This window comes from Longispora sp. NPDC051575, assembly GCF_040681875.1.
GTDB lineage: Bacteria > Actinomycetota > Actinomycetes > Mycobacteriales > Micromonosporaceae > Longispora.
Genome location: NZ_JBFAZP010000006.1, coordinates 330,056 through 342,327 on the forward strand (window position 1 = coordinate 330,056; position 12,272 = coordinate 342,327).

Sequence of the window (12,272 nt, forward strand, 5' to 3'; positions counted from 1 at the left end):
AGTCTATCGACCGGGCGGGTCCGGACTCCGTCGAGCGGGGATCCTTCACAGGATCCGCTACATTCCCCGCGCTCAGCCGTCGGATATGTGACGCGTTCGACGGGCTGCCGGAACCGTCCCGGATCGCGGGACCGCGTACCCGTCGAAAGGTGTCCTACGGCACGAACAGGGCCACGCACTCCACATGGTGGGTCATCGGGAACGCGTCGAAGGCCCGCAGCCCGGCCAGCTCCCAGCGGAACGACCGGAACGTCCTCACGTCCCTGGCGAGCGCCGCCGGGTCGCACGCGACATACGCCACGGCCCGGGCACCCGTGGCCACGATCTCCTCGATCACGGCCGCGCCGGCCCCCGCCCGGGGCGGGTCGAGCACCACGATGTCGGCCTCGCCGAGCTCCGTCAGGGCCCGCTCGACCCGGTTGGTCACGACGCTGACCTGCGGCAGGTCGACCAGGGCCTTCACCGCGCCGGCCGTGCCCGCCGGGTCGGCCTCGACCAGCACCACGGAGCCGGTGATGCCCACGGCCTCGGCCAACGGCGCGGCGAACAGGCCCGCGCCGCCGTAGAGGTCGAAGGCCCGCTCGCCGTGCTGGGGCTTGAGCAGGTCGAGGACCGCCTCGACCAGGGTGTCGGCGGCGGCCGGGTGCACCTGCCAGAACGCCTCGGCGGGCAGCTTCCAGGTCCGGCCGGCGGCCTGTTCCCGGACGGTCGAGGGCCCGGCGACCACCCGGGGCCGGCCCCGGCCGCGCCGGGTGAGGATCGACACGTCCCCGATCGACGGGGCCACGACCTCGACGGCGTCCACCCCGGTCCACCGGCGCTCCGTGACCCCGGACTCCCGGACGGCGGGCGCCGCGATCAGGCACTCCGCGATCGGCAGCACCCGCGACGACCGGGCCGGATGGAACCCGAGCCGGCCGTCGGGGGCCACCGCGTACTGCACCCGGGTCCGCCAGCCGAGCGGCCCGCCGGGCAGCTCCTCGACCTCGACCGGGTGGTCGGGCAGCCCGCCGAGCCGGGTGAGCTGCTCGCGGACCACGTCGGCCTTGAGTCTGCGCTGCGCGGCCGGGGTGGCGTGCTGGAAGTCGCAGCCGCCGCACGCGCCGGGGCCGGCGTAGAAGCAGGGCGGCTCCACCCGGTCGGGCGAGGCCTCCAGGATCTCGACGGCGTCGGCGCGCAGGTAGCCCTTGCGCTCCTCGGTGATCTTCGCCCGGACCCGTTCGCCGGGCAGCGAGTGCCGGACGAACACCACGAGCTCGTCGAGCCGGGCCACGCAGTGCCCGCCGTGCGCGACGGCCCCGACGTCCAGGACCACCAGGTCGCCGACGCTCACTCTTCGCCCTCGTTCCGCGGACCCCGGACCACGCCGGCACCGAGCCGCTGGTCGAGCTTGTTCAGGTTCTTGGTCTCGCTGGAGTGCAGCTGCCACGGCACGCTGGTGACCATGACGCCCGGCTCGAACAGCAGCCGGCCCTTGAGCCGCAGGGCGCTCTGGTTGTGCAGCAGGTTCTCCCACCACCGGCCGACCACGTACTCCGGGATGAACACGGTCACGATGTCGCGGGGCGCGTCCTGGCGCAGCGACTTCACGTAGTCGACGATCGGCTTGGTGATCTCCCGGTACGGCGAGTCGACCACGGTCAGCGGCACCGGGATGTTGTGCGCCTCCCAGTCGGCCTGCAACGCCCGGGTGTCCTTCTCGTCCACGTTGACCGTGACGGCGGTGATGCTGTCGGGCCGCATCGCCCGCGCGTAGGCCACCGCGCGCAGGGCCGGCAGGTGCACCTTGCTGACCAGGACGACCACGTGGTTGCGGGCCGGCAGGGTGTAGTGCTCCTCGGTGGGCACCAGCTCGGCGGCGACCCGGTCGTAGTGCCGGCGGATGCCCATCATGATCAGGAAGAGCGCGGCCATCGCGGCCAGGGCGATCCAGGCCCCGGCGAGGAACTTGGTGATCAGCACGATGACCAGCACGACGCCGGTCAGCATCAGGCCGATCATGTTGATCGTGCGGGACCGGAACATCCGCCGCCGGCCGACCGGGTCGCGTTCGGTGCGCAGCAGCCGGTTCCAGTGCCGGACCATGCCCGTCTGGGACAGGGTGAAGGACACGAACACGCCCACGATGTACAGCTGGATCAGCCGGGTGGGCTCCGCCTCGAACGCCACGATCAGCACGATCGCGAACACCGACAGGAACACGATGCCGTTGGAGAACGCCAGCCGGTCGCCCCGGGTGTGCAGCTGGCGGGGCAGCCAGCGGTCCTGGGCGAGGATCGAGCCGAGCACCGGGAAGCCGTTGAACGCGGTGTTGGCCGCGAGGAACAGGATCAGGGCGGTCATGGCGGCCACGATGTACAGGCCGATCGAGTCGGTGCCGAACACGGCGTCGGCGATCTGGGTGGTGACCGTCTTCTGCTCGTACCCCGCCGGGGCCACGATCTGCTTGTCCGGGTCCTCCACGTACTGCAGCCCGATCTTGCGGGCCAGCACCACGATGCCGAGCAGCATGGCGATCGAGATGCCGCCGAGCAGCGCCAGGGTCGTGGCCGCGTTCTTGCTCTTCGGCGTCTTGAACGCGGGCACGCCGTTGGAGATGGCCTCGACGCCGGTCAGCGCCGTGCACCCGGAGGAGAAGGTCCGCAGCAGCAGGAACGCGAACGCGGCCTGGGTCATGGTGTCGTGCTCGGCGAGCACCTTGACCCCGTGCGCCTCGGAGCTCTCCGCCGTGATCGGCTCCCCCAGCACGAAGATCTTGAAGAAGCCCCAGCCGATCATGCCGATGATCACGATCATGAACCCGTAGGTGGGGATGGCGAACGCGCTGCCCGACTCGCGGATGCCCCGCAGGTTCATCGCGGTGAGGATCACCACGGCCGCGACCGCGATCAGCACCTTGTGCTCGGCCACCCACGGCACGGCCGACCCGAAGTTCTTCACGCCCGAGGACACCGACACGGCGACCGTCAGCACGTAGTCGACGAGCAGGGCGCTGGCCACGCCCAGGCCGGCCTTCGGGCCCAGGTTCACCGTCGCGACCTCGTAGTCGCCGCCGCCCGACGGGTACGCGTGCACGTTCTGCCGGTAGCTGGCCACCACGACGACCATCACCAGCGCCACGGCGAGGGCGACCCACGGGGAGTAGATGAACGCCGCCGCGCCCGCGATCGACAGGGTCAGCAGGATCTCGTCGGGCGCGTAGGCGACCGACGACAGCGCGTCCGAGGCGAACACGGGGAGCGCGATCCGCTTCGGCAACAGGCTGTGCGCGAGGTGGTCGGACTTGACGGGGCGACCGACAAGCAGGCGTTTCAGGAGCGAAGTCGGGCTGGGCACGCCCGACAGCGTACGTGGACACCGCCACCCGTGCGGACCGACCGGCCGATCATCACGACGGGCATCGTGTACCGTCCCGGACAGTAGGCGTGTTCGTGGGAGGACCCGAGTGCACATCGTGATCATGGGTTGCGGACGGGTCGGATCGACTCTCGCCCAGAGCCTGGAAACCCGCGGCCACGAGGTGGCCGTCATCGACCAGAATCCCGAGGCCTTCCGCAGGTTGGGCCCCGAGTTCGGCGGGCTGACTGTTACCGGGGTCGGCTTCGACCAGGAGGTCCTGCGCCAGGCCGGCATCGACCGGGCCGACGCGTTCGCCGCCGTCTCCAGCGGCGACAACTCCAACATCATCTCGGCCCGGGTGGCGCGGGAGACGTTCGGCGTCCAGCGGGTCGTCGCCCGGATCTACGACTCCAAGCGCGCCGAGGTGTACGAGCGGCTCGGCATCCCCACCGTCGCCACCGTGCGCTGGACGGCCGACCGGATGCTCCGGCACCTGGTCCCCGAGTCCAGCCCCGAGCTGTGGCGCGACCCGACGAGCACCCTCGCGATGGTCGAGGTGCCGCTGCACGCCGGCTGGGTCGGCAAGCCGCTGCGGACGCTGGAGGAGACGACCGGCACCCGGGTCGCGTACGTCATGCGGTTCGGGATCGGCACCCTGCCGACCGCGTCGATGACCCTCCAGGACGGCGACCAGGTGTTCATGCTGCTCACCGACACCATGTTCCCCACGATCTCGAAGATCACCGGCACCGCCCCCGAGGGAGCGCACTGATGCGGATCGCCATCGCCGGAGCGGGCAACGTCGGCCGGTCCATCGCCACGGAGCTGATCGACAACGGGCACCAGGTGCTCCTGATCGACAAGCAGCCCAACATGCTGCGCCCGGAGCGGGTGCCCGACGCCGAGTGGGTGCTGGCCGACGCCTGCGAGCTGTCCAGCCTGCAGAACGCCGAGCTGGCCAGCTGCGACGTCGTGGTCGCGGCCACCGGCGACGACAAGACGAACCTGGTCGTGTCGCTGCTGGCGAAGACCGAGTTCGCGGTGCCCCGGGTGGTGGCCCGCGTCAACCGGGCCGAGAACGAGTGGCTGTTCACCGAGCAGTGGGGCGTCGACGTGTCGGTGTCCAAGCCGCGGATGATGGCCGCCCTCGTCGAGGAGGCCGTCACCGTCGGCGAGCTGGTCCGGCTGATGACGTTCCGCCAGGGCCAGGCGAACCTGGTCGAGATCACCCTGCCGCCGGACGCGCCCTACGTCGGCCGGCCGGTCCGCGACATCCCGCTGCCGCACGACAGCGCCCTGGTGGCGATCGTGCGCGGCAGCCGGGTGATCGCGCCGAGCCCCGACGATCCGCTCGAGGCCGGCGACGAGGCGGTCTTCGTGTGCACCGCCGATGTCGAGGACGCGGTCCGGCACGTCATCCTGGGCCTCGACTAGAACCCTCCGACGGGTACCGGGGACACCCGGCCCGATCGGCGCCGTCCCGACCCGGAGTCCACCCGCGACTCCGGGTCGTTTCCCGGCACCGGCGCACAACGCCTTCTCCCCCGTCGGGCTCGCCTCCCGGCCGGGCCGCCGGGCATCCTCGCGGCTCCCTGGGCGAGTCCCCGGTGCACGACACGACGCGCGGCCCACCGGGTGGTGGTCCGCGCGTCAGGTTCCCGCTGGTCGATTCGGTTGCGGCCGGATGTCAGGCCGGGTCCGGCACCGGGTCGGGGTCCGGCTGCGCGCGCCGGGTGGTCCGCCGCACCGCCCAGCCGGTGATCGCCAGGCCCAGCAGCCACGGCGGGTAGCCGAGCGCGAGCCGGGCCACGCCGAGGTACGTGGCGTTGCCGTCGAGGTAGATCAGGTACTGCACGAGGCCCTTGAACAGGAAGATGCCGGCCCAGAAGCAGGTGAGCCAGCGGAAGGTGCGCGTCAGCTCGGGGCGGCCGATCCAGTCCTGCTTGCCGCCGTTGGCGACGACCGACCACAGGTACCCGATGATGGGCTTGTTCACCAGCACCGAGCCGAGCAGGGCCGCCGCGTAGACGCCGTTGGTGATGATGCCGGGGAGGTAGAAGTTCTTCGCGTCCCCGGTGCGGTAGGCGAGGAACGCGCCGATCCCGATCCCGACCAGGCCGTTGACGGCGTGCCGGACGGTCTCCTTGCGGTACAACCGGTAGCCGGCGATCAGGAGCGCGCTGGCCACGGCCGAGCCGATCGCCCAGTTCAGCGCGTGCGGGGTCTTGAAGTAGCCGAACAGCACGTTGCCGAGGACGAACACCACGACCGGGATGCCGGACTCGATGAGACCACGGACGCCGCCGAGCTGGCCGGCGAGCTGCTCGGAGAAGGGCGGGAGCTCCTTCTCGGCGGCTTCCTTCTCAGACGTATCGGTCATTACATCTCAATCTCATAGAACGGGTTGTAAATGACTTTACGTCCGTCCCGGACGGCGATCCGCCCCCGGGCCTCCAGCTGCCGGCCCGGCTCGATGCCGACGATGTGCCGCCGGCCCAGCCAGACGAGCGTGACCACGTCGGTGCCGTCGTAGAGGTCGGCCTCCAGGGTCGGCAGGTTCGTCCGGGGGGTGTAGACCACGGTCTTGAGCCGGCCGGTGACCGTCACGAGCTGGCCGCGCCGGCAGTCGCCCACGTGGTGGGCGCCCGACTCGGCCGACTCGCGCTGCAACTCCTCGGCGTCGAGCTCTGCCTCGCTCGCCGTCAACCGGCGGAGGAACCGCCGGAATCCAGACTCCTGAGCACTGGTCGCCATGACCTACGTAACACCTCCCGGAGCCCCAAGGGTACCCGGAGTCACGCGTTCCGCGGGTTCGGCGAAGGCCGGCGTTCGGTGCCCCCGGTGGCCGGGGCCTCCTGCTGGGCGGCCTGCTGCTGGGCCGCCTGCTCGGCGAACTCCTTCGGCAGCCGCAGCGGCAGCGGCTCGCGGACCGGCCGGGCCTCGCGGTCGCGGACCACGACCAGGTGCCGCAGCGCCTCCACCAGCGGCTCGGCGGCCGCGTCGTCGGTCACCGCCTTGCCCTGGAACAGGCCGCGCAGGAACCACTTGGGCCCGTCCACGCCGATGAAGCGCAGCTCCGCCTCCCCCTCGGGGGTGGGCACCCGGGCGATCAGCTCCGTGCCGAACTCCCCGTCGACCTCCTCGGACTTGCCGCCGTCGCCGACGACCGACTCCGCGATGTCCGCGCGGACGTCGTCCCAGATCGACTCGGTCCGCGGGGCCGCGAACACGCCGAGCTGCAGGGCGCTGTCCGGGCTCGCGATGATCACCGCGGCGATGGAACCGTCGTCGTTGGCCTGCATCCGCAGTTCGAGGTCGGGCAGGGCCGGCAGCAGGAGACTGCCCAGGTCGAGACGCTGGATGCCGTCATCGGTCGGGGCGTGCGCCGCGTCGTACGGGCCGGTGCCGGGGGTCACGGCCTCCACCGCCGCCGACTCCGCCACCGCGTCCTTGTCGCGCCGTCCGAACATGATCGATGCTCCCGTCCTGTGGTCGTTACCGGCCTCTACTCTGCCAGAGCCGCGTGCCCGCCGGTGGACCCGTGCCCACCCGCGCCCCGGGCGGTGTCGTCGAGGTCGGTCACGACCACGAAGCTGACCCGCTCGACCCGCTGGACCAGCAGCTGGGCGATCCGGTCGCCCCGCTCGATCTTCGCCGGTTCCTGACCGTGGTTGATCAGGCAGACCTTGATCTCGCCCCGGTACCCCGCGTCGACGGTGCCCGGCGCGTTGGCCACGGTGACCCCCAGCCGGGCGGCGAGCCCGGACCTCGGGTGCACCAGGCCGACGTACCCGTCGGGCAGTGCGATCGCGATCCCGGTGGGGATCACGGCCCGGCCGCCCGGGGGCAGCTCCACGGACTCGGCGGCCAGCAGATCGGCGCCCGCGTCGCCCGGGTGGGCGTAGGCGGGCACGGGCAGGTCGGCGTCGAGCTGCCTCAACCGGACTTCCATGGTCACGAAAAACCCTCGTCTCGTCACGCAGTACTCTCGCAGGGTGGCGTCAAGATCCCCCTACGTTGAACGGCTCTTCCTACCCTGGTGGTTATGGGTCGCGGCCCTCGGGCTCGCGACGATTCTCGCGGCGGAGCTGCACATGGGCGCCCCCGGCCTGCGCGAGTGGCTGCCGTACGCGGTCGTCCTGCCCCTCACCGTCCTCGGCGCGGCCTGGCTGGGCCGACTGAAGGTGTCGGTGGCCGAGGGCGAACTGCGGGTCGACGACGCCCGGCTGCCGGTGAAGTACATCGGGGACGTCACCGCGCTCGACGCGGCCGCCCGGCGCGACGTCCTCGGCGTGCACGCGCACCCGCTCGCGTTCGTCGTGCAGCGGCCCTGGATCGGCGGCGCGGTCATGGTCACCCTGGTCGACCCGGCCGACCCCACGCCGTACTGGGTGGTCAGCACCCGCCGGCCCGAGGCCCTGGCCGCGGCCATCACGGCCGCCCGCTAGCGGGCCCCACGCGCCACGACCTAGCCCTCGATCGCCCGGCGGCCCAGGTCCTTGCGGATCGCGTCGCCCAACTGGCGGGTGGCCCTGCGGTTGAGGTAGCCGGCGACGGCCGCCCCGGACAGGAACGGGCCCAGCGTCGTCAGGTTGCGGCCGAACCGCTTGGCGATCCGGTCCCGGAGCTCCTTGCGGGCCCCCGTGCCGAGCACCGCCGCCATTCCCCGGACCCCGGCCAGCGGGTTCACGCCGCGCCGGCCGGCCCAGGAGGCGAGCATCGCGGTCGCGCGCTGGGTGCCCGTACCCGGAATGGGCTGGTTGTAGACCTCGTGCAGCTCGCCGATGAGCTTGAGCTCGACGGCGACCACCGCCAGCGTCTCGGCCGTGAGCAGCACCGGCGCCGTGAGCAGGGTCGGCGGGGCCGCCCACTCGACGGTGGCGATCCCGCCGCCGGCCGCGCCGATCCCGGCCGTGGTGCGCGCGGCGTTGCGGATCAACCGCTCGGCCAGCGCGTCCCCGGTCAGGCCGGGGTGGTGGCGACGCAGGGTCGCCAGATCGCGCACCGTGATGTACGGCGCGATGTCGGTCGCCGTGCTGGTCAACCAGTTGACGGCCTCCTTGGGCCGCCAGACGGTCTTCCACGTCTTCGCTGTCTGGCCGGCGAGCCGGCGCAGCAGGCGGCGGCGCTCCTCGGGGGCGAGATCGTCCCCGGTGAGTTCCGCCACGGTGTCCGCGACCGTCCCGGACCGGTCCAGCTCAGGCTGGACCGGATCAGGGGTGTCGCCCGAGGAAACCCCGGGCTCCTCGGGCGTCATGTCAGGCCGCGCACTCCCGGCAGACGAGCTCGCCGTTCTTCTCGTAGGCCAGCTGGCTGCGGTGATGCACCAGGAAGCACTTCGAGCAACGGAACTCGTCGGCCTGCATCGGCAGGACCTTCACCGTGAGTTCTTCGTCGGCGAGGTCTGCCCCCGGCAACTCGAAGCTCTCGGCGACCTCGGCTTCGTCAACATCAACGGCACCCGACTGTGCGTCGGTCCGCCGTGACTTGAGCTCCTCGAGGCTGTCGGCCCCGTCGGCGTCGACCTCGTCCCGACGCGGGGCGTCGTAGTCGGTGGCCATCGGTGTCACACTCCCGTATCTGTTCCGAGCCCGGAGTAGCAACCGGGCGTCGCCGTGTTCAATTCGCGTGCAGCCATCCGCGGCAGAATGTACCCGGACGAGCGCGGTACCTTACCTCTCCTCGCGGGTAGTTGTACGTCCAATACCCGTCAGATGTTCCCGATGTGATCGAGGCGACATCAAAGTAGGGGTCAAGATGGCCGTTACGGCGTCGGCGCGCCGAGGCGGTCACTTCTTTGGGGCGCGGCACGCGCTAACCTACCCGGCATGTTGAGCACGGGGAGCCGAGCATGAGTCTGTCCCGAGTACGCGCACTCGCCGTCCTTGGTGGGCTGCTCTTGGTCGCCGTCATCGTAGTCACCTGGGCACTGGTCCACGACAGGCAGGCCCGGTCCGGGCTGAGCAACACCGCCTGCCCGAAGGGCTACGTCGTGGTGGACCTCAGCCTGCCCGCCCCGGCGGACATCAAGGTCAACGTCTTCAACGGTACCGACCAGGTCGGGCTCGCCCAGGGCGTCTCCGACAGCCTGAAGCAGGCCAAGTTCCAGGTGCTCAGCATGAACAACGATCCGAAGCGCAAGACGGTCAAGGGCGTCGTCGAGCTGCGGTACGGGCCGAAGACGGTCGGCGCCGCCCAGGTGCTGCGCGCCCAGTTCCTGATCGACAACGACACGCCGGACGAGTTCGACCCGAACCGCACCGACGACGTGGTGGACGTGGTGCTCGGCCAGAGCTACAGGCAGCTGGCGAGCCCGACGGAGTACAAGCAGAAGATCGGGGCGCTCGGCAACCCGGAGCTGCCGGACAACACCTGCGCGGCGAACTGAGCCGGTCAGGGCCCGGCGTCGGCGTCGAGGTCCACCAGCAGCGCGTGCAGGGCGTCGTAGACCCCCCTGGGGGCCGCCAGGACCATGTCGGGGCCCGCTGGGGCACCCCGGAGCCCGGAGACCACCAGGCCCGCCTCCGCGCAGATCAGGCCGCCCGCCGCGTGGTCCCAGGGCGCCAGGCCCTTCTCGTAGTACGCGTCGATCCGGCCGTCCGCGACGAAGCACAGGTCCAGGGAGGCGGCCCCGTTGCGGCGCAGGTCGCGGACCCGGGGCAGCACCTCGGCGAGCACCTTCGCCTGGTGCGCCCGCCGGTCCGCCGCGTACCCGAACCCGGTCGCGACCAGCGTCTGACCAAGGTCGGTGACCTGCGAGCACCGGACCGGCTCCCAGTTGCGGAACGCGCCCTCGCCCTTCACGGCGGTCCACTCCTCGCCGGTGACCGGGTTGTGCACCACGCCGGCCACGACCACCCCGTCGACCTCGACGGCCAGCGAGACGGCATAGTGCGCCAACCCGTACAAATAATTGACGGTCCCGTCGATCGGGTCGAGGATCCACCGGGTCCCCGAGCCGCCGGTGCTCTCGCCGCCCTCCTCGCCCAGGACGGTGTCGTCGGGTCGGATGGCGGACAGTGCGTCGACGACGAGCCGCTCGGCGGCCTTGTCGGCGGCGGTGACGACATCCGTGTCGGTACTCTTGGTCGTCACCCGGCCGATGGCCTCGACGCGAGTGTTCCTCGCGAGTTCACCCGCCTGACGGGCCAGCGTAACGGCGAGTTCCAACAGCTCAGAGGGCTCGGTGGTGGTCATCTTCGGGTTCACGAAATGAACCTATCTTGCGTCGAGGGCCGAGGTGACGAGCCGTCCGTTCGATCCGGCGTTACAATTCACGCTGCCCGTGCCCACGTCACCACCGCCCGGGCCGACAAGACAACCGCTCCAACCGCCGCAGTCAGCCGTGAGGCTGTGCCTGCCGTGCCCGATCACCGCCACGGGAAGGTCATTCGTGACAGACGCCCGCCACACCGGCGCCGACGTTCAGACACTCACCGACTCGCTGATCGCCCAGGCCAACAACGCCGGCGGTCAACTGGGTGCCACCGAGCTCGCCCGTGAGGTCGAAGCAGCCGGCCTGACGCCGGCCCAGGCCAAGAAGATCCTGCGTGCCCTGGCCGAGGCCGGCGTCACGTTCGCCGTCGACGGCTCCGGGTCCACCCGGCGCAAGGTGGCCGCCGCCCGCAGCGGCAGCCCCGCGTCGAAGGCGACCACCGCCAAGGCCCCGGCCGTCAAGAAGGCCGCGCCGGTCAAGAAGACGGCGGAGCCGGTGGTCAGGAAGGTCGCCGCCAAGGCCGGCGACGTCGAGCCCGGGGACGACGGGGCCGCCGCCGTGGTCGCCTCGACCGCCCCGGCCGCCAAGAAGACCGCCGCGAAGAAGGCCGCCGCGCCGGCCCGCAAGACCGCCGCCACGAAGGCCACGGCCGCCAAGGCCGGTGCCAAGGACGGCGAGGCCGCCAAGGACGGCGACGAGGCCACCCCCGGCGACGACTTCGAGTGGGACGACGAGGAGTCCGAGGCGCTGAAGCAGGCCCGTAAGGACGCCGAGATGACCGCCTCGGCGGACTCGGTGCGGGCCTACCTCAAGCAGATCGGCAAGGTCCCCCTGCTGAACGCCGAGCAGGAGGTCGAGCTCGCCAAGCGCATCGAGGCCGGCCTCTACGCGGCGGAGCGTCTCCGCGCCGTCGAGGAGGACGGCGAGAAGATGGTGCCGCAGCTCCTGCGCGACCTCAAGTGGGTCAACCGGGACGGCGAGAAGGCCAAGAACCACCTGCTCGAGGCCAACCTCCGACTGGTCGTGTCGCTCGCCAAGCGGTACACGGGCCGGGGCATGGCGTTCCTGGACCTGATCCAGGAGGGCAACCTGGGCCTGATCCGCGCGGTCGAGAAGTTCGACTACACCAAGGGCTACAAGTTCTCCACGTACGCGACGTGGTGGATCCGCCAGGCGATCACCCGGGCCATGGCCGACCAGGCCCGGACCATCCGGATCCCGGTGCACATGGTCGAGGTGATCAACAAGCTCGGCCGGATCCAGCGCGAGCTGCTCCAGGACCTCGGGCGCGAGCCCACCCCGGAGGAGCTGGCCAAGGAGATGGACATCTCCCCGGAGAAGGTCCTCGAGATCCAGCAGTACGCGCGGGAGCCGATCTCCCTCGACCAGACCATCGGCGACGAGGGCGACAGCCAGCTCGGTGACTTCATCGAGGACTCCGAGGCGGTCGTCGCGGTCGACGCGGTGAGCTTCTCGCTGCTGCAGGACCAGCTCCAGTCGGTCCTCCAGACGCTGTCCGAGCGGGAGGCCGGCGTGGTCCGGCTGCGGTTCGGCCTGACCGACGGCCAGCCGCGCACCCTGGACGAGATCGGCCAGGTGTACGGGGTGACCCGGGAACGAATCCGACAGATCGAGTCCAAGACGATGTCCAAGTTGCGGCATCCGTCCCGTTCGCAGGTCCTTCGGGACTATCTCGACTAAGTAACGATCGGCCCCT

At 71.1% G+C, this 12,272-nt stretch carries 14 protein-coding genes; 5 read left to right on the forward strand and 9 right to left on the reverse strand.

Annotation, left to right across the window (positions count from 1 at the left end; translation table 11 throughout):
• Positions 1–154: 154 nt before the first annotated feature.
• Together AB0M43_RS19050 and AB0M43_RS19055 are read right to left on the reverse strand one after the other, a co-directional pair.
• Positions 155–1,333, reverse strand: a complete 1,179-nt coding sequence (locus tag AB0M43_RS19050; protein ID WP_363726352.1) for a TRAM domain-containing protein — start codon at positions 1,331–1,333, stop codon at positions 155–157.
• On the reverse strand, positions 1,330–3,336 hold the full coding sequence (locus tag AB0M43_RS19055) for an APC family permease (protein WP_363726354.1): 2,007 nt from the start codon (positions 3,334–3,336) through the stop codon (positions 1,330–1,332). Before AB0M43_RS19055 ends, AB0M43_RS19050 begins: the two co-directional genes overlap by 4 nt.
• A gap of 109 nt (positions 3,337–3,445) precedes the next feature.
• On the opposite strand from AB0M43_RS19055, the gene AB0M43_RS19060 reads away from it, so the two are divergent.
• Both AB0M43_RS19060 and AB0M43_RS19065 read left to right on the forward strand, forming a co-directional pair.
• Positions 3,446–4,111 (forward strand): TrkA family potassium uptake protein, encoded by a 666-nt coding sequence (locus tag AB0M43_RS19060; protein ID WP_363726356.1) that lies wholly within the window; start codon positions 3,446–3,448, stop codon positions 4,109–4,111.
• Positions 4,111–4,773 carry a TrkA family potassium uptake protein gene (locus AB0M43_RS19065; RefSeq protein WP_363726358.1) on the forward strand — a complete coding sequence of 221 codons (663 nt, stop codon included), beginning with the start codon at positions 4,111–4,113 and terminating at the stop codon, positions 4,771–4,773. Before AB0M43_RS19060 ends, AB0M43_RS19065 begins: the two co-directional genes overlap by 1 nt.
• Before the next feature lie 253 nt (positions 4,774–5,026).
• Here AB0M43_RS19065 and AB0M43_RS19070 read toward each other — a convergent pair whose 3' ends face one another.
• From AB0M43_RS19070 to dut, 4 genes are read right to left on the reverse strand one after another with little or no spacing between them, the layout of a single operon-like run.
• Positions 5,027–5,719, reverse strand: a complete 693-nt coding sequence (locus tag AB0M43_RS19070) for a DUF3159 domain-containing protein (protein WP_363726360.1) — start codon at positions 5,717–5,719, stop codon at positions 5,027–5,029.
• A complete protein-coding gene (locus AB0M43_RS19075) occupies positions 5,719–6,093 on the reverse strand; it encodes an OB-fold nucleic acid binding domain-containing protein (RefSeq protein WP_363726362.1) in 375 nt (124 codons plus the stop codon). The genes AB0M43_RS19070 and AB0M43_RS19075 overlap by 1 nt, the downstream gene beginning before the upstream one ends.
• A 41-nt stretch (positions 6,094–6,134) precedes the next feature.
• On the reverse strand, positions 6,135–6,809 hold the full coding sequence (locus AB0M43_RS19080) for a DUF3710 domain-containing protein (protein ID WP_363726364.1): 675 nt from the start codon (positions 6,807–6,809) through the stop codon (positions 6,135–6,137).
• A 35-nt stretch (positions 6,810–6,844) separates the two neighbouring features.
• Positions 6,845–7,291 (reverse strand): dUTP diphosphatase, encoded by a 447-nt coding sequence (gene dut, locus AB0M43_RS19085; protein ID WP_363726980.1) that lies wholly within the window; start codon positions 7,289–7,291, stop codon positions 6,845–6,847.
• Here dut and AB0M43_RS19090 point away from each other — a divergent pair.
• Positions 7,290–7,787, forward strand: a complete 498-nt coding sequence (locus AB0M43_RS19090; RefSeq protein ID WP_363726366.1) for a DUF3093 domain-containing protein — start codon at positions 7,290–7,292, stop codon at positions 7,785–7,787. The genes dut and AB0M43_RS19090 overlap by 2 nt on opposite strands.
• A gap of 20 nt (positions 7,788–7,807) precedes the next feature.
• Here the strand turns inward: AB0M43_RS19090 and AB0M43_RS19095 are convergent, their stop codons facing one another.
• Both AB0M43_RS19095 and AB0M43_RS19100 read right to left on the reverse strand, forming a co-directional pair.
• Entirely contained in the window at positions 7,808–8,596 is a 789-nt protein-coding gene (locus AB0M43_RS19095; protein WP_363726368.1) for a hypothetical protein, read from the reverse strand.
• A gap of 1 nt (position 8,597) precedes the next feature.
• Positions 8,598–8,900 (reverse strand): DUF4193 domain-containing protein, encoded by a 303-nt coding sequence (locus AB0M43_RS19100; protein ID WP_197004826.1) that lies wholly within the window; start codon positions 8,898–8,900, stop codon positions 8,598–8,600.
• A gap of 290 nt (positions 8,901–9,190) precedes the next feature.
• On the opposite strand from AB0M43_RS19100, the gene AB0M43_RS19105 reads away from it, so the two are divergent.
• Positions 9,191–9,727, forward strand: a complete 537-nt coding sequence (locus AB0M43_RS19105; protein WP_363726370.1) for a LytR C-terminal domain-containing protein — start codon at positions 9,191–9,193, stop codon at positions 9,725–9,727.
• 5 nt (positions 9,728–9,732) lie between these two features.
• On the opposite strand, the gene AB0M43_RS19110 is transcribed toward AB0M43_RS19105, so the two are convergent.
• The gene (locus tag AB0M43_RS19110) at positions 9,733–10,536 is read right to left on the reverse strand and encodes an inositol monophosphatase family protein (RefSeq protein WP_363726981.1); all 804 of its coding nucleotides are present in this window, start codon (positions 10,534–10,536) and stop codon (positions 9,733–9,735) included.
• A 196-nt stretch (positions 10,537–10,732) separates the two neighbouring features.
• Between AB0M43_RS19110 and AB0M43_RS19115 the strand changes: the two genes are divergently transcribed.
• Positions 10,733–12,256, forward strand: a complete 1,524-nt coding sequence (locus AB0M43_RS19115) for an RNA polymerase sigma factor (protein WP_363726372.1) — start codon at positions 10,733–10,735, stop codon at positions 12,254–12,256.
• Positions 12,257–12,272: the final 16 nt, after the last annotated feature.